The 16,386-nt window shown below is 70.1% G+C and carries 18 protein-coding genes and 1 pseudogene; 8 read left to right on the top strand and 11 right to left on the bottom strand.

Translation table 11 applies throughout. The annotated features are described in order from the left end of the window. The 3 genes from ACWDTP_RS30475 to ACWDTP_RS30465 all read right to left on the bottom strand — a co-directional run. Window positions 1–556: toprim domain-containing protein (locus ACWDTP_RS30475; RefSeq protein WP_450026834.1), on the bottom strand; the 556-nt coding region annotated here is incomplete at its 3' end. A gap of 103 nt (window positions 557–659) precedes the next feature. Beyond that, entirely contained in the window at window positions 660–1,250 is a 591-nt protein-coding gene (locus tag ACWDTP_RS30470; protein WP_450026832.1) for a hypothetical protein, read from the bottom strand. 96 nt (window positions 1,251–1,346) lie between these two features. Continuing rightward, window positions 1,347–1,550 carry a cold-shock protein gene (locus ACWDTP_RS30465; RefSeq protein ID WP_006243848.1) on the bottom strand — a complete coding sequence of 68 codons (204 nt, stop codon included), beginning with the start codon at window positions 1,548–1,550 and terminating at the stop codon, window positions 1,347–1,349. A 313-nt stretch (window positions 1,551–1,863) separates the two neighbouring features. Here ACWDTP_RS30465 and ACWDTP_RS30460 point away from each other — a divergent pair, with 313 nt between their 5' ends. From ACWDTP_RS30460 to ACWDTP_RS30445, 4 genes are all read left to right on the top strand, one after another. Next, the gene (locus tag ACWDTP_RS30460; RefSeq protein ID WP_450026841.1) at window positions 1,864–4,224 is read left to right on the top strand and encodes a DEAD/DEAH box helicase; all 2,361 of its coding nucleotides are present in this window, start codon (window positions 1,864–1,866) and stop codon (window positions 4,222–4,224) included. A gap of 272 nt (window positions 4,225–4,496) precedes the next feature. Further along, on the top strand, window positions 4,497–5,543 hold the full coding sequence (locus ACWDTP_RS30455) for a PAS domain-containing protein (RefSeq protein WP_450026830.1): 1,047 nt from the start codon (window positions 4,497–4,499) through the stop codon (window positions 5,541–5,543). 72 nt (window positions 5,544–5,615) lie between these two features. Then, window positions 5,616–6,989, top strand: a complete 1,374-nt coding sequence (locus ACWDTP_RS30450; RefSeq protein WP_450026828.1) for an L-serine ammonia-lyase — start codon at window positions 5,616–5,618, stop codon at window positions 6,987–6,989. Window positions 6,990–7,098: 109 nt separating this feature from the next. Continuing rightward, window positions 7,099–7,491 (top strand): MarR family winged helix-turn-helix transcriptional regulator, encoded by a 393-nt coding sequence (locus tag ACWDTP_RS30445; protein ID WP_450026839.1) that lies wholly within the window; start codon window positions 7,099–7,101, stop codon window positions 7,489–7,491. 4 nt (window positions 7,492–7,495) lie between these two features. Here ACWDTP_RS30445 and ACWDTP_RS30440 read toward each other — a convergent pair whose 3' ends face one another. The 7 genes from ACWDTP_RS30440 to ssd are packed head-to-tail and all read right to left on the bottom strand — an operon-like array spanning window position 7,496 to window position 11,977. After that, entirely contained in the window at window positions 7,496–7,945 is a 450-nt protein-coding gene (locus ACWDTP_RS30440; RefSeq protein WP_450026838.1) for an Rv3654c family TadE-like protein, read from the bottom strand. Continuing rightward, window positions 7,851–8,135, bottom strand: coding sequence for a TadE family type IV pilus minor pilin (locus tag ACWDTP_RS30435; RefSeq protein ID WP_450026836.1), 285 nt, complete (start codon window positions 8,133–8,135; stop codon window positions 7,851–7,853). Before ACWDTP_RS30435 ends, ACWDTP_RS30440 begins: the two co-directional genes overlap by 95 nt. Window positions 8,136–8,173: 38 nt before the next feature. Beyond that, entirely contained in the window at window positions 8,174–8,377 is a 204-nt protein-coding gene (locus tag ACWDTP_RS30430) for a DUF4244 domain-containing protein (protein ID WP_450026827.1), read from the bottom strand. Window positions 8,378–8,395: 18 nt separating this feature from the next. Further along, window positions 8,396–8,971, bottom strand: a complete 576-nt coding sequence (locus ACWDTP_RS30425) for a type II secretion system F family protein (protein ID WP_450026826.1) — start codon at window positions 8,969–8,971, stop codon at window positions 8,396–8,398. After that, a complete protein-coding gene (locus tag ACWDTP_RS30420) occupies window positions 8,968–9,750 on the bottom strand; it encodes a type II secretion system F family protein (RefSeq protein ID WP_450026824.1) in 783 nt (260 codons plus the stop codon). Before ACWDTP_RS30420 ends, ACWDTP_RS30425 begins: the two co-directional genes overlap by 4 nt. Beyond that, window positions 9,747–10,907, bottom strand: a complete 1,161-nt coding sequence (locus ACWDTP_RS30415; protein WP_450026822.1) for a TadA family conjugal transfer-associated ATPase — start codon at window positions 10,905–10,907, stop codon at window positions 9,747–9,749. Before ACWDTP_RS30415 ends, ACWDTP_RS30420 begins: the two co-directional genes overlap by 4 nt. Next, the gene (ssd, locus tag ACWDTP_RS30410) at window positions 10,904–11,977 is read right to left on the bottom strand and encodes a septum site-determining protein Ssd (RefSeq protein WP_450026820.1); all 1,074 of its coding nucleotides are present in this window, start codon (window positions 11,975–11,977) and stop codon (window positions 10,904–10,906) included. The genes ACWDTP_RS30415 and ssd overlap by 4 nt, the downstream gene beginning before the upstream one ends. 430 nt (window positions 11,978–12,407) lie before the next feature. Here ssd and ACWDTP_RS30405 point away from each other — a divergent pair, with 430 nt between their 5' ends. Beyond that, window positions 12,408–13,265 carry an HAD-IB family hydrolase gene (locus tag ACWDTP_RS30405; protein ID WP_450026818.1) on the top strand — a complete coding sequence of 286 codons (858 nt, stop codon included), beginning with the start codon at window positions 12,408–12,410 and terminating at the stop codon, window positions 13,263–13,265. A gap of 405 nt (window positions 13,266–13,670) precedes the next feature. Here ACWDTP_RS30405 and ACWDTP_RS30400 read toward each other — a convergent pair whose 3' ends face one another. Then, window positions 13,671–14,465: an IclR family transcriptional regulator gene (locus ACWDTP_RS30400; protein WP_450026816.1), complete on the bottom strand. Its 795-nt coding sequence runs from the start codon at window positions 14,463–14,465 to the stop codon at window positions 13,671–13,673. A 70-nt stretch (window positions 14,466–14,535) separates the two neighbouring features. Between ACWDTP_RS30400 and ACWDTP_RS30395 the strand changes: the two genes are divergently transcribed. The 3 genes and pseudogenes from ACWDTP_RS30395 to ACWDTP_RS30385 all read left to right on the top strand — a co-directional run. Further along, window positions 14,536–15,528 carry a 2-dehydro-3-deoxygalactonokinase gene (locus ACWDTP_RS30395; protein ID WP_450026814.1) on the top strand — a complete coding sequence of 331 codons (993 nt, stop codon included), beginning with the start codon at window positions 14,536–14,538 and terminating at the stop codon, window positions 15,526–15,528. Then, on the top strand, window positions 15,525–16,145 hold the full coding sequence (locus ACWDTP_RS30390) for a 2-dehydro-3-deoxy-6-phosphogalactonate aldolase (RefSeq protein WP_450026812.1): 621 nt from the start codon (window positions 15,525–15,527) through the stop codon (window positions 16,143–16,145). The genes ACWDTP_RS30395 and ACWDTP_RS30390 overlap by 4 nt, the downstream gene beginning before the upstream one ends. Next, window positions 16,142–16,386, top strand: a pseudogene (locus ACWDTP_RS30385) (galactonate dehydratase); the annotation flags it as partial. The gene ACWDTP_RS30390 and the pseudogene ACWDTP_RS30385, both read left to right, overlap by 4 nt.

The following is a 16,386-nucleotide window of genomic DNA, read 5'->3' as shown; positions in this document are numbered from 1 at the left end:
GCTTCGGCGCCACCTTCTTCCACAGCACCGGGCTGACCTCGTAGCCGTACAGCCGGTCCAGGATGCGGCGGGTTTCCTGCGCGTCGACCAGGTCGTTGTCCAGATCGCGCGGATTCTCGGCGGCGGCGCGGATCGCCGGCTCGGTGATCTCGTGGAACACCATCCGCTTGACCGGGATGCGCGGTTTGAGCGTTTCCAGCAGGTGCCAGGCGATGGCCTCACCCTCGCGGTCACCGTCCGTCGCGAGGTAGAGCTCGTCTACATCTTTCAATAAGCCCTTCAGCTCGGTGACGGTGGCCTTCTTGTCCGGGCTGACGATGTAGAGCGGCTCGAAGTTGTCGTCGACGTTGACCCCGAGCCGGGCCCACGGCTCGGATTTGTACTTGGCGGGCACGTCGGCGGCGTTGCGCGGAAGATCCCGGATGTGGCCGCGCGAAGATTCGACCACATAGTTGGCGCCCAGATAGCTGGCTATTTTTCGCGCCTTCGTCGGCGACTCGACAATGACGAGTCGCCGGGTATGTCCGTTCCCGCTGCCGCGGTTACCGCCTGCCAACTGTGCCTACGCTCCACTTCTGCCGTTGCCGCCATGAGCAACGCAACTGACAATTTCGCACTCCGGGCGAGCGTACGCAAACCGGCTCTCCGGTTGCGCACCATTAAATACGTGGCCACTGCGCCAACGCCACCGCGTCCCCCGGAGGTTCCCCCACGTTCTCTACCAGGCGAGACAGCCGGCGCCGCCCGCCGATCCGCAGTGCCGGACGCGAGCCTCTGGTGCCGATCAAGGTCGGGGCGATGCCGACCCGCATCAGGGCCGAGGCGAGCGCCGCGTGGGTGTCGGGGGCGTGCGGGTCGAGCCCGAGCAGGTAGCGGCCGTCGGTATCGGCCGTCCCCGCGGCCAGCGTCCAGGCGCGCAACTCGCGCGATCCTGGCAACCAGTGCGCGGGCACGGTCTTGACCGCGCCCCTGGTCCAGTCCCGCGCGATCGGCACCAGTTGCGGATCGAGCGCCGTACGTACCAGCGGGGTGTTCTCGTCGGTCCGGGCGATCTCGGGCGTCAGGCCGGCCTGCGCGATCATCTCGGCCAGGCCCTTGGCCCGCCAGAGCTCGTCGACCACGACCGAGATCCGGGCCTGGCGGTCCCCGTTGCCCACCAGAACGATCTGTCCGGGGCCCGCGAGCATCCCGGTGAGGTCGGCGACCGCGGGCGGTACCGACTCAGCCGAGAAGAAGGACAGCTGGCTCACGAATCGACACTAGGCCAGCCCAGGCCCCGACTACGAGAACACCCCCGCGGTGTCCGGTGGGACTTTCGCGGGGGTGCCTACGTGGGTTTGTTTGGCTCAGACGGCCCGAACACCCGTGGCCTGCGGCCCCTTGGGGCTCTGGCCGACCTCGAACTCAACCTTCTGGTTCTCTTCCAGGGTGCGGAAGCCGCTGCCCTGGATCTCCGTGTAGTGGACAAACACGTCCGCCGACCCATCCTCGGGAGCGATAAAGCCGAAGCCCTTCTCCGCGTTGAACCACTTCACAGTTCCCTGTGGCATTTCTCGTTCTTTCCTTCTCTTCTTACCGGGTGCGGTCCACCGACTTCCGGCGTACCGGGCCCGTTCCGACCGCCATACCTTCGTGGAGTCGTCGGAACTTGACCCGACCTACAACCCTCGCAGGAACCGCGATCGCAACGACGATCCTGCGAGTGCGAGTACAAACACAGAAGCTGCGACCGTGGTTAGTCAACCATGTTCGAGGCTGCCGCGACAGTCTCGACGTGGTTCGCGTGGTGAACAATTCGTTTACAAGCCCGGACGGGCGGTACCGGGGTAGCTGGCAGGAGGTCGGGACGTGTCGGGTCGGGGGCTGGATTTCGGCCGTGAGCTGCTGGCTTGCGCCGTCGACGGAACGCCGGCCGGAGAACATCCACTACGCCATGTAGCAGACCTGCCTCCGCGCCCCGGCAAACCCGTGTCCTGGCCGGAGTGGGCCGATCCCGAGGTGGTGGCGGCGTTGCGCGAACAGGGGGTGAACGCGCCGTGGTCGCATCAGCTCTCCGCGGCCCAGCTGGCCCACGAGGGCCGCCACGTCGTGGTGTCGACCGGTACCGCGTCGGGCAAGTCGCTGGCCTATCAGCTGCCGATCCTGTCGGCCCTGGCCACCGATCCCCGGGCCAGGGTGCTCTACCTCTCGCCCACCAAGGCGCTGGGCCACGACCAGTTGCGCACCGCCCAGACCCTCACCGGAAGCGTCGCGGCGCTTCGGGACGTGGCACCGACCCCGTACGACGGGGACAGCTCGGCCGAAGTGCGGCGGTTCGCCAGGGAACGGTCGCGGTGGCTGTTCTCCAACCCCGATATGATCCACCTGTCGCTGCTGCGCAACCATGCCCGCTGGGCGGTGTTCCTGCGCCACCTGAGGTTCATCGTGGTCGACGAATGTCATTACTATCGCGGTATTTTCGGCTCCAACGTGGCCATGGTGCTGCGCCGCCTGCTGCGGCTGTGCCACCGCTACGCGGCACCGGGCGCCGACACCGCGGCCCCGGCCGTGGTGTTCGCCAGCGCGACCACCGCCGCACCCGCCGAGACCGCCGCCGAGCTGATCGGCCAGACCGTCGCCGAGGTGACCGAGGACGGCTCACCGCAGGGGGCGCGCACGATCGCCCTGTGGGAGCCGGCGCTGCTGGCCGAACTCACCGGGGAGAACGGCGCCCCGGTGCGCCGGTCGGCCGGTGCCGAGTCCGCCCGGGTGCTGGCCGACCTCGTCGCCGAAGGCGCCCGCACCCTGACGTTCGTCCGGTCGCGGCGCGGCGCCGAACTCACGGCGCTGGGCGCCAAGGCCCGGCTGGAGGGCACCGATCCCGACCTGGCCGCCCGGGTGGCCTCCTACCGGGCCGGCTACCTCGCCGAGGACCGCCGCGAACTGGAGCATGCCCTGTCCGACGGGCGCCTGCGCGGGGTGGCCACCACCAACGCGCTCGAGCTCGGGATCGATATCGCCGGCCTGGACGCGGTCGTGATGGCCGGGTTCCCCGGCACCGTCACCTCGTTCTGGCAGCAGGCGGGGCGGTCGGGCCGGCGCGGCCAGGGTGCGCTGATCGTGCTGATCGCGCGGGACGACCCGCTCGACACCTACCTGGTCCACCATCCGGCGGCGCTGCTGGACAAGCCGATCGAACGGGTGGTGATCGACCCGACCAACCCGCACGTGCTCGGCCCGCAGTTGTTGTGCGCGGCGGCCGAGATCCCGCTGACCGAGGCCGAGGTGCGGATGTGGAATGCGGAATCAGTTGCCGACGCACTCGTCGACGACGGCCTGCTGCGCAAACGACCCGGCGGATACTTCCCCGCACCCGGTGTCGATCCGCACCCGGCGGTGGACATCCGCGGGTCGACGGGCGGGCAGATCGCCATCCTGGAGGCCGATACCGGACGGATGCTGGGCAGCACCGGGGCCGGGCAGGCCGCCGCATCGGTGCATCCCGGCGCGGTCTATTTACATCAGGGTGAGAGTTATCTGGTCGACTCCCTCGATTTCGGGGACGGCATCGCCTTCGTGCACGCTGCCGATCCCGGCTACACCACGTTCGCGCGCGAACTCACCGATATCGCGGTGACGGGCCCCGGCGAGGTGATGCGCTTCGGGCCGGTCAGCGTGGGCCTGGTGCCGGTGTCGGTGACCAACAGCGTGGTCGGCTACCTGCGGCGCCGCATGGACGGCGAGGTGATCGACTTCGTCGAACTCGACCTGCCGCCGGCCACCCTGGACACCATGGCGGTGATGTGCACGATCACCCCGGAAGAATTGCAGCACAACGGTATCGGCCCGCTCGCGGTGCCCGGCGCATTACATGCCGCCGAACACGCCGCGATCGGACTGCTCCCGTTGGTGGCCAGCTGCGACCGCGGCGACATCGGCGGGGTGTCGACCGCGGCGGGCCAGGGGCCGGGCGATCTGGCCGGGCTGCCGTCCATCTTCGTCTACGACGGGTACCCGGGCGGCGCGGGATTCGCCGAGCGCGGGTTCCGTCAGCTGGCGACCTGGTGGACCGCGACGGCGGATGCGATCGAGGCGTGCGAATGCCCGCACGGTTGCCCCTCCTGCGTGCAGTCCCCCAAGTGCGGGAACGGCAACGATCCGCTCGACAAGGGAGGTGCGGTGCGGGTACTCCGCCTGGTACTCGGCGCGCTCAGCAATCCCGGATTCGGCCCCCGACCACGTTGACGACCGACCCCTCGACGGTCGCCCACGCGGATCATCCACCGGCATTCGAGCACGCCGAGTACGCAGACGGTGCGACGAACGGTCGGACAACGCGATCCGTTCCCAATCCCGGAGGCCGGGCGCAGTGGCAAATTACTTGAACACACTCATGTTTGCAACCCTCCTGACCAGGTCGTCGGACGCGTCAAATACCGGGCGTGAGCCGCAAGATACGGATTTCGTCGTCCCTCGGCTGTGACGGTGCGTGAGTGCCCGCCGGTAAAATGCCGAGCATGACCCACGACTGGCTGCTCGTGGAGACGCTGGGGAGCGAGCCCGCCGTGGTCGCAAAGGGCATACGGACCAAGAATCTCGTACCCATCAGCGCCTTCCTGCGCCGAAATCCGAATCTGATGGCCATCCAGAGCGCCATCGGCGAGACGGTACGTGCAGGTCAAGGCATCAGCAGCATCACTCCCAAGACCGACAGGGTGATCCGCACCGAGGTGGTCCGGATGACCGACGGACAGATCCACGGCGTCCACGTCTGGATCGGCCCGCTCGATATGGACCCGCCGCCGCGGCCGGAGCCGGGCCCGCTCATCTGGGATCTGTCCACCGGGATCGCGACCGACACGACGGAATCCTTACGTAACAGCGGTATGGACCCGGAAACCGAAGCCACCGAGGGCCGGGCGTTCGCCGACGATCTGCCGACCCGCGATCTCAACCCCGACGAGACCTCGGTGCTGTCGGGCACCATCAAACCCCAGGCCGGGACCAGCATCTGCACCACCTGGGACGGCACCGACTTCCGCGGGCAACCCATCACCGTCGGGTTCGTGGCCCGGGTCAGGCTGGAGCCGGGTGAGGACGGCCGGGACCGGTTGATCTGCCGGGCGATGAACTGGCGCAGTGACCGGGAGGGGCCCGCGGTCGAGGTGGACAACCTGGCTCAGCGAATCCTGGACGGCCTGGCCCAGCCGGGGGTGCACCGGGCGCTCGTCGACCTGGAGGACTGGCGGCTGCTGAAATGGCTCGACCGGCCCGCACCGTTTTTCGACTGGCGCGGCCGCGAAACCGGCGCCCGCCGTCTGCATCCGGCGGACCTGCGCCATTTGGACAGGATGACAACGGAATTCGCGTCCGGGTGCACCACCGCGGTGCTGCGGATGCGGACCGCCGGCGGCGGCTGGCAACCGGTGCACATGACGGTCGACCGCGTCCAACTGAAGCCAGGAACCTATGCCGGCCTGCTGGCCTTCCGGCTCCCCTCCGACACCGAGGTCGCCGCCGCCGACCTCGACGACATCGATCAGCGCGGTGGTAGCTCCGGCTGACATTGCGCCGGGTCAGGGTCCACGGCACGATTGGCTCATGGATGCGCGCGGCCGATACCTTGGCGATCTGCGATGGCGGTAAGCGTTTTCGACCTGTTCAAAGTCGGGATCGGGCCGTCCAGTTCGCACACCGTCGGCCCGATGCGCGCCGCGCACACCTTCGTCACGGGCCTCGACGACGACCGGGAACTCGACGCGGTGACCTCGCTGCGGGTCGAGTTGTTCGGCTCGCTCGGCGCCACCGGGCACGGGCACGGCAGCGTCAAGGCCGTCGTACTTGGCCTGCTCGGCCATGCCCCCGACGAGGTGGACCCGGCGGCGGCCGATCCGGAGGTGGCCCGGGTTCGGGAGGCCGGCGAGATCGCCCTGCTGGGCCGCCACCCCATCCGTTTCGATTCCGACGACGACGTCGTGCTGCACCGGCGCAAGCGACTTCCATTGCACTCCAACGGTATGCGCTTCACCGCGCGGGCCGCGGACGGATCGGTGCTGCGCGAGACCGAATACTATTCGGTCGGCGGCGGATTCGTGCTGGGCAAGGATGAGCTGGGCCAGAGCCGGATCGTGGTCGACGACACCCCGGTGCGCTACCCGTTCGCCACCGGAGCCGAGCTGCTGGCCCACGCCCACGAAACCGGGCTGTCGATCAGCTCGATCATGATGGCCAATGAATTGTCTTGGCGCAGAGAGGATCAGGTGCGGTCTGGGCTGCTGCACATCTGGTCGGTGATGCGTGAGTGCGTGGACGCCGGCTGCCACCACGAGGGTGTGCTGCCCGGCGGGCTCAAGGTCCGCAGGCGGGCCACCCAACTGCGCCGCCAGCTCGAGTCCACCGACCGGTCCGCCGACCCGCTGCAGGCGATGGACTGGGTGATGCTGTACGCCCTGGCGGTCAACGAGCAGAACGCCGGCGGCGGCCGGGTGGTCACCGCCCCGACCAACGGCGCGGCCGGGATCGTCCCGGCGGTACTGCATTACTACGAACGGTTCTGCCCGTCGTTCTCCGACGACGGGGTGGTGCGGTTTCTGCTCACCGCGGCCGCGATCGGCGTCCTGATCAAGCTCAACGCCTCGATCTCCGGTGCCGAGGTGGGCTGCCAGGGCGAGGTCGGCTCGGCCTGCGCGATGGCGGCGGCGGGACTGGCCGAAGTGCTCGGCGGCATACCGGAGCAGGTCGAGAACGCCGCCGAGATCGGCCTCGAGCACAACCTGGGGCTGACCTGCGACCCGGTCGGCGGGCTGGTGCAGATCCCCTGCATCGAACGCAATGCCGTGGCCTCGGTGAAAGCCATCACCGCCGCACGGATGGCGCTGCGCGGCGACGGCCACCATCACGTGACGCTGGACAAGGCCATCAAGACGATGCGCGAGACCGGCGCCGATATGAAGGACAAATACAAGGAGACCGCACGCGGCGGCCTGGCCCTCAACGTCATCGAATGCTGACCGGACCCCTGACGATCTACAGAAGACGATCATCAGGAGCTGTATATGATATTGGGGCGCTTAAGATGAGGCGGTGTCACCCAAGCCCCGGCGCGACGACCTGGCGGCGATGCTGCATCCGCTGCTCAGCGGCCTGATAGCCGCCGAGCTGCCGATCCTCGCCGCCCACGATGTGAGCATGTGGGGTTACGTCGTGCTCAACGCCCTGGACCGGTCGCCGGTGCGCACCCAGGCCGCCCTCGCCGAAGCCATCGGCGCGGACAAGACCAGGATCATTCCCACCCTCGACGAGCTGCAGCGGCGCGGCTACATCGAACGCCGACCCGCCCCTGACGACCGCCGGGTCCGGCTGCTCGAGATCACCCCGGCGGGACGCGACCTGAAAAACCTGGTGCAGACCGATATCCAGCGCGGCGAGGAGGATCTGCTGGCCGAGCTGACGACCGAAGAGCGCGCCGTGTTCCTTCGGGCACTCGAACGGCTGGGCCGCCGCGACCGGTGACGCGTCATGCGCTGCGCGGTACCGCGTCCTCGACCGGCCCGGCCCGGGCGACCGCGTGGGCCACACCGATTCCCCAGCGGCCCAGGCTGACCGTCACGGCCACGTCGAGCACCACATCGAGGCCGTCCACCCGGCATCCGGTGACCGCGGTGTGCATCGCCGAGGCGATCTGCCCGGCCCGCGCACACGCCACCTCGGGACCCGATGCCAGTGCACCGGCCCCCGCCAGGGCGGCCAGGTCCGCGGCCGCCTGGGCCCGATGGCGCGCGTTCACCGCGGCGCCGATGTAGACGCCACCCACCGTGAACGCCACCAGGATGGCGATCATGGCCGCGGCCACCAGGCTGGCCGAACCCTGGTCATCGCACGCCGGGTTCGGCCGCGGCGGCCGCCTCGGCCGATACGGTGATCCCCGGCAGTGCCGAACGGACGCTGACCCGCGCCAGCACCGCAGGCCCGTCCCGGCTGAGGTGCACCTGCGCCCCGCCGGGTGCGATGCGCCGGGCGATGTCGACGGCCGAGGCGCTGTCACCCCTGGCCGCCAGCCTGGCCGCCTCGCGGGCCGCGTCGATGCAGCGGACCTGCATCGCCACCGCACCGAGCCCGCCCACACACAACACCAGGACCGAGACCAGGGCCGCGATGGCGAACGCGGCCTCGACCGTGACACCGCCCCGGTCATCTAGACATTGGTGTTGAGTGCGCGGCTGATGATGTTGGTCAGCGCGCTGACGATCGAATCCCCGGTCACCACCGTGTAGAGGATGGCCCCGAACGCCGCGGCGGCGATCGTCCCGATGGCGTATTCGACCGTCGACATCCCGGAATCGTCGAGCACGAGCAACGTCATACGCGTCTTGACCTGCTGAATCATGTTTCCTGCCATGGTGTTTCCTCCCTTTGATCACAACAAACCCGAACCCAGCACATCGCCGGCCAACCCCACCACCACGGGCACGATCCCCAGACACACGAACGCGGGCAGGTAGCACAGCCCGAGCGGGCCTGCGACCAGTACCGCGGCCCGTTCGGCCGCCGAATCCGCGGCGGCCACCGAATCATGGCGGGATTGACCGGCCAGTTCGGCGACCCCGTCGGCCAGTGCGGTACCCGATGCGGCCGAGCGGCGGGCCAGCCGCAACAGCGCGTCGACGTGCTTATCGTGCGGCAGGCCCTGCGGCGACCAGGCCACGGCGGGGTCGGAGCCGAGGGCCAGCAGATCGGCCGCGCGGCTCAGCAGCGTCGCCAGGGACCGCGGTGCCGACGGTGCGACCGCCGCGGCCGCACCCGACACCGCCATCCCCGCCGACAGGCACGCGGCGAACAGGTCGAACGTGGACGCTGCGGCGAGCGGATCGTCCGCGGCCCGGCGGCGACCGGCCACCGCCGTGCGGACAACGGGTGCGGCCCGGTGCCGGATCCGAGCGGGATCGGCACCGATCAGCAACGCTGCCGCGAGAAGTACTGCTGCCCAGCTCATTTGAGCGCCCCGGCGGTGATCTCATCCGACCAGAGCAACCCCCCGCAGGCCAGGAGCACCCCGATGACCAGCAGCCAGCCCCCGATCCCGGGTGCCAGCAGAAACGCCAGCGGTTGAGCACCGATCAGCTCGCCGAGGCCGATGCCCGCCACCGGCAGCCCGGCCAGTACCGCGGCGGTGGTCCTCGGCCCGGCCATCGCACTCGCGACCCTGGCCGAGAATCGCTCGCGCTCAACGATGTCCTGCTGGGCGGTATGCATCAGCGCGGCGATCGACAGGCCGTGTGAGTGCGCCAGCCGCCAACACACCGCGAGACGTTCCCAATGCAGCGGCAGGCGCGACTGCCCGGCGACGTCGTCGAGGCCCGCGGCGACGTCGGCACCGAGTCGGGCGCGGGCCGAGACCGCGCGCAGGCCGGCACCCACCGGGCCCGACACCTCGCCCGCGGCCGTGTCGAAGGCACCCACCGGGTGCGCGCCGATCCGCAACTCGCCGACCAGGACCTCCAATGCCGCCTGCAGGGCCGCCGATTCGGCCCGCCGGCTGCGCTCCTCGGCGCGGCGTCGGCGCCGCAAGGCCACCGTTCCCGCAAGCGTCGCCAGCGCGAGCACGGCCGGCACCGGCAGCGTCAGCACCGCGACCGAGCCGAGCAGCCCGAGCATCGGCCAGGCGCGCAACCGCCTGCCGTCGCGACGGAGCTGGCGCAACGCGACCGACCGCCGCGGAGTGGCGGGCCAGACCAGCACCGCTGCCGCCAGTGCCAATGCCGCGGTGGTCACCTGGTCATCCGATCGCCGATGAGGCCGTTGAGAATATCTGCACCACAACCGAATCCGGTATCGGCATGCCAGGCGCTCAACACCTCGACGTCACCCCGGCCGGCGCGGCGCAGGACCGCGACCTCGGCAAGCCTGCGTCGTCCGGCGCCGTCCCGGCCGACGTGCAGCAGCACCTGGATCGCCGCGGCGAGTTGGCTGTAGAGCGCCGACCGGTCCAGACCGCCGAGGGCGCCGAGCGCTTCGAGCCTGGCCGGCACCTCGGCGGGGCTGTTGGCGTGCAGCGTGCCCGCCCCGCCGTCGTGCCCGGTGTTGAGAGCGGCGAGCAGATCCACCACCTCGGCGCCCCGCACCTCCCCCACCACGATCCGGTCCGGACGCATGCGCAACGCCTGCCGGACCAGATCGCGCACGGTGACCTCGCCGACCCCTTCGACGTTGGCGCCGCGGGCGACGAGTTTCACCACATGCGGGTGCGGCGGCGCGAGTTCGGCGGCGTCCTCGACGCAGACGATGCGCTCGTGGGCGGGCACCGCGGTCAGGGCCGCGGCCAGCAGCGTGGTCTTGCCGAGCCCGGTGCCGCCGGAGATCAGAAAGGCCAGCCGGGCGTCGATGATCCCGTGCAGCAGGCCTGCGGCCTGAGGCGCGATCGCACCCGAGGCGGTCAGGGCGTCGAGGTTCTGCGTCGCGGGCCGCAACACCCGCAGGGACAGGCAGGTGCCGTCGGCGGCGACCGGCGGCAGCACCGCGTGCAGCCGCACCGTGTCGGGGCCGATACCGCGCAGCTGACCGTCCACCCATGGCTGCGCCTCGTCGAGGCGGCGCCCGGCCATCAGCGCCAACCGCTGCGCCAGCCTGCGCACCGCGGCCTCGTCGCGGAATCGGACGGCGCTGCGGCGCAACCCGTTCCCGTCGTCCACCCACACCGCGTCGGGCGCCGTCACCAGGACGTCGGTGGTGCCGTCGGCGCACAGCAGCGGCTGCAGGAGGCCCGCGCCGGTCAACTCGGTCTGCAGCACCCGCAGGTTGCTGAGGACTTCCGTGTCGCCGAGCAGCCCACCGGATTCGGCCCGAATCGCGGCGGCCACCACACCGGGGCTCAGCGGCGAGGCCTCGGCCGCCAACCGCTCGCGGACCCGGTCGATCAGCGAGGCGCTCATGATGCGGTTGCCCGCACCGGCAGTTGGGCCAGCACGCCGAGAACCTGGCGCGCGGCGGCGGCCAGCGGGGACCGGGACCGCAGCCGCAGCCCGCCGCGCTCGAGGGCGTCGACGACACCGGGCTGCGGACGCATGGCCGCCAGCAGCGGCAGGTCGACGATGCGGGCCACCTCGGCGGCCCGCAGCCCGCCAGGGGCGGGTCCGCGCACCACCAGCCCGGCATTCGGATTGCGGGCCAGAACCCAGGCCCTCGCGGCCGCCGCCGCCGCGCACGACCGCACATCGGCCGGGGTGACCACAACGACGAGATCAGCCGCGTCCAAGGCGGTTTCGGTGGCCGCGGTGCGCTGCCGGGGCACATCGCACACCACGGTGACCCCGCCCCGGCAGCCCGCGTCGATTACCGCGCTCAGCGCCGTCGGTTCGATGTCCACACCGGTGCGCCCGCTGGACAGGACGCTGACCGCATTGCGGCGCGGCAACGCATCCCGCAGTGCCGGATAGCCCAGCCGCCCGCCCTGCAGCGCCAGGTCCGGCCACCGCACACCCGGCTCGTCCTCGCTGCCAAGCACCAGATCGATGCCCCCGCTGAACGGGTCGGTGTCGACGAGCAGCGCCGTCGACGCGGACTGCGCCAGCGCGGCGGCGAAGATCGAGGCGCCCGCACCGCCCCTGGCGCCGAGCACGGCCACCGCGGGTCCGCGTCCGTCGTCATCGCGGACGGCGACGTCGGACAGCGCGGCCACCAACTCGGCGTCCTGCGCCGGCAACGTCACGACACGTTGCGCGCCGATCGATATCGCCGCCCGCCAATCCTCGGGCAGCGGCGTGCTGCGGGCGATCAGCACCACCCCGTCGCGACGCGGCAATCCCCGCTCGGCGCACCGGTGCGCGGCCTCGGCGTCCAGCAGCACCGCCGCCGCAGCCGTCCACACCTTGCGGCCCGACGGTTCGGCGGCGCGTACGAGCCCGATACCGGCGGCCGCGGCCACCCGGGCCACGTCCTCGCCCAACAGGGGGTCGCCGATCAGCGCGAGTGCCGTGGTCGCCGGACCGTTCGATGGGGCCATGTCCCCACCCTGCGGCCCGCAGCGGGCCCGCGCCATCGCCCGATCGCGAATTGGGGATGAATCTCGGACTGTGGACAACCGGGGCGTGACGCGGCGAGATATCCGGTACGAAAACGCCGTTGCGGTACAGAAAGGGCAACGTTGAACGGCTTTCGCCGAGAGGACCGACCCCAGATAGAAAGACGACCCCCGCCAGGGGGGGAGGAGGCGGAGGTCGTCGTGTATCAGCCCCGGGGGGTCGGGCTGATACACCCTCGGCATAAGCCGAGTAATGCTCACTATACACACGGAACTGCCAAAACACGCAAGGGCCAGGCACGCGAGTTACCTAGAACGATCTTGTTCGCCCAAATTCTGAGAATGTGTCGTGAACTGCCATTTTGGTCTCCGAGTCGGATACCTGCGCACGGCTGCCTCTATGCTGGCGCTTGTGACCGCATCCGATCCGGCTGCCGGGGAGTCGATCGCAACGCGACCCGGGCCGTCCGACGGGCGGCCGGTGCGCACCGCGGCGTTCTTCGATCTCGACAAAACCGTGATCGCCAAGTCGAGCACCCTCGCATTCAGCAAACCTTTCTTCAATCAGGGTCTGCTGAACCGCCGGGCCGTGCTGAAATCGACCTACGCGCAGTTCCTGTTCCTGATGTCGGGCGCCGACCATGACCAGATGGACCGGATGCGCAACTACATCACCAACATGTGCACCGGCTGGGATGTGGAGCAGGTCAAATCGATTGTGGGCGAGACGCTGCACGACATCGTCGATCCCCTGGTGTTCGCCGAGGCCGCCGAACTGATCGCCGATCACAAACTGTGCGGCCGCGACATCGTCGTGGTCTCGGCCTCGGGCGAGGAGATCGTCGCGCCGATCGCCAGGGCGCTGGGCGCCACCCACGCGATGGCCACCCGGATGGTGGTGGAGGACGGCCGCTATACCGGCGAGATCGCGTTTTACTGCTACGGCGAGGGCAAGGTCGAAGCGATCCGGGCACTGGCCGCGCGCGAAGGCTATGCGCTCGATCACAGTTACGCGTACTCGGATTCGGTCACCGACATTCCGATGCTGGAGTCGGTGGGCCACCCCACCGCGGTAAACCCGGACCGCGGTCTGCGCAAGGAGGCCGGCGGACGCGGTTGGCCGGTACTGACTTTCACCAAACCGGTCTCGCTGCGCGATCGGCTTCCCGCGCCGTCCGGGGCCGCCGTGGCCACCACCGCGGCCGTCGGGATCAGCGCACTGGCGGCCGGCGCGCTGACCTACTCGCTGCTCCGGCGCCTCACCTTCTGAGCGATCCGACAGCTACCGGGTGTAGTAGCTGCCGCCCCGGCGTAACGATCTGAAATCCCGGCCGATTTGGGCCTTGCTGTGACCGTAGTCACGTAGTACAAAGGAACCACGGAAGCTTGGCAAGGCCAAGGTTTAGCCGGAAGAGAAGGCTAAGTCTCCTGAACCAAGCTCCTAGCACGGGTCCCGGCACCCACGCGGAGCACATGCCGCGGAATAGGTAAAAGTGTTTGCGGGCCTGCGTGATTGCGGAAAGCGGAAGGCTACGACGGTCCCTTGGGTGGGGCTGCAGCCAGAGCGCATCGCAAAGACGCCGAGGCCACCCACGCGACCCAACATGCACGCTTGGTAACCGGAATCCGTGCTAGCGGGCGACGAGCCGAACACAGTTCGGAGCGTCGCCCGCTTTTACGTTGCTGGAGTCCGATCGCCCGCCCCGTCCCGGTACCCCATGCCCGACGAAATACGGGTGGCCGCCCGCCGCACGACCGGAACCAGCCCGCGCATCCGCGCGGCCGGCATATACGGGCGCGTCGCCGAGACACTGATCGCACCGACGATGGCCTTGGACGCATCACGCACCGGCGCGGCGACGCATCGAATGCCGGGCTCGTTGTCTTCGAGGTCCATCGCGGCGCCCATCTTCGCGTAGGTCTGCATCCGGCCGCAGAACGCCACCTCGTCGCGGTTGGCCGCCGAGGGGACCGTCACCCGATCGGCATCGGCGGCATACATCGCCTCCCACCGGTCCGCGGAGTCCAGCAGCAGGGCCATGCCCACACCGGTCCGGGTCAGCGGCATCCGGTGCCCGACCCGCGAGCGCATCTCGGCACCGCGCGACCCCGGCAGCTTGTCCAGGTAGAGCACCGAATCCCCGTCGATCACGCCGAGATGGACGGTGTCGTGCACCTGTGCGGACAGCTCCTCGAGCACCGGGCGCGCGACGACCGGCAACGGATTGCCGTGCAGGGCCTTGAATCCGAGTTCGATCAGCGCCGGACCCAGCGTGTAGCCGCCGTCGACGTGGCGCAGGAACTCCTCCCGGACCAGCAGCTGCACCATCCGATGCGTCGTACTGCGGCCCAGCCCGGTGCGGTCCACCAGCGTGCGCAGGTCGCGCGCACCCTCGCCGACCGCCCGCAGCACCGCCAGCCCGCGGGCCAGGGTCTGCGTGCCGGGTGGGATCTCGGTGGAGGTGACCATCTGTCCAGCGTCCCATATATAGGGACTGTGTTGGATATTTTGGGACAGCTTGCGCATTGTGCTCCTTGTGATGCACGACACGCCACCCACCGACGGGGCCCGGCTCATCGCCCTGGACTGGGGCACATCGGCCCTGCGGGCGTGGCTGCTCGGCGCCGACGCCAGGATCGTCGACGCCCGTCAGCGCGACAGCGGACTGCTCAGCGTCACCGCGGGCGGGGATGCCGGGACCCGGGCGCGCGACTATGCGGCGGCCTTCGCCGAGATCTGTGGCGACTGGCTGCGGGCCTGTCCTGACCTGCCGGCAATCGCCTGCGGGATGGTGGGAAGCGCGCAGGGCTGGCGTGAGGCCGGGTACCTGACCGTGCCGACCGGGCTGGCCGTCGGGCCCGACGCCCTGACCGCGGTCCCCCACGATCGGGGGACGCTGTACCTGGTTCCCGGCCTGCGCCTCGAACGTGACGGCGGTGCCGGCGATGTGATGCGCGGCGAGGAGACACAACTCGTCGGCGTCCTCGGCATGCTCGACGATCCGGCCGGCGAGCTGCTGGTCGTGCTGCCCGGCACGCACACCAAGTGGGTCAGCATCCGGGACCGCCGGGTGCTCTCCTTCACCACGGCCATGACCGGCGAGCTCTACGGTCTGCTCACCCGGCACGGCATCCTGGCCCGCACCGCCACCGGGCCGGCCGGTAACGACGACGACGAGGCCTTCGCCCGCGGACTGGCCGCCGACACCTCACGCGGGCTGGCCGCCGCGCTGTTCGGGGCCCGCGCTCTGGTGCTCGACGGACTGCTCGACCCGGGCGCCCTGCCCGACTACGTATCCGGTCTGCTCATCGCCGACGAGGTCGGCCACCTGCTGCCCGAACATCACAACGATCAACGGATCGTGTTGTGCGGCAACGCCGATCTGTGCCGTCGTTACGCGGCCGCGCTCGAGGTGCACCAGGTGGCGCCCGCGGCATCGATCACCGGGGACGCCGCTGCGCTCGGCCTGTGGACCGTGGCCGTCGACAGCGGGCTGATCGACCCCGCCCGACACACCATGGAGGTTTCATGAACACCGGCACCGGACTGGTGGCCATCCTGCGCGGCATCCGCCCCGATGAGATCCTGGCCGTCGGTGCCGCCCTCGTCGACGCCGGGCTCACCGCCATCGAGGTGCCGCTCAACTCGCCGCAGCCCTTCGACTCGATCGAGCGTCTCGCCGCGGCGGCCCCCGACTCGTGTGCGGTGGGTGCGGGCACGGTGCTCACCGTCGACGACGTCGCGAGGGCCCAATCCGCCGGCGCCCGAATCATCGTGGCGCCCAATACCGATCCCGACGTCATCGCCGCCGCGGTGGCGCGCGGTCTACGCCCGTATCCCGGGGTGGCCACCCCCACCGAAGCGTTCCGCGCGGTCGCGGCAGGCGCCGTGAACCTCAAGCTGTTCCCCGCGGACGCGGTCGGCGTCTCCGGGATGTCGGCCTGGCGCGCGGTCCTCCCGGCCGACGTCGAAATGCTCCCGGTCGGTGGTGTCGACGAACACAACCTGGCCGGATGGGCGGCCGCGGGCGCCGGCGGCGCCGGGCTGGGCTCAAACCTGTACCGCCCGGGCGACGACGCCGCCGAGGTCGGCCGCCGCGCTCGCGCCCTGCAGAACATCTGGTCCGAGGCCGAGAGGAACCACCGATGAAGATCAAGTCACTCAAGACCTACACCGTGCCGCCGCGGTGGCTGTTCGTGCGGGTCGAAACCGACGACGGTGTCGTCGGCTGGGGTGAGCCCGTCCTCGAGGGACGCGCCGCCACCGTCGCGGCCGCGGTCGAGGAACTGTCCGACTACCTGATCGGCCAGGACCCGGCACAGATCGAGGACCTGTGGACGGTGATGTACCGGGGTGGCTTCTACCGCGGCGGCGGCATCCACATGAGCGC

Source organism: Mycobacterium sp. NPDC003449 (assembly GCF_053588415.1).
The sequence above is the reverse complement of the archived record's forward strand: the minus strand, read 5'-3'. Positions and strand labels throughout refer to the sequence as shown.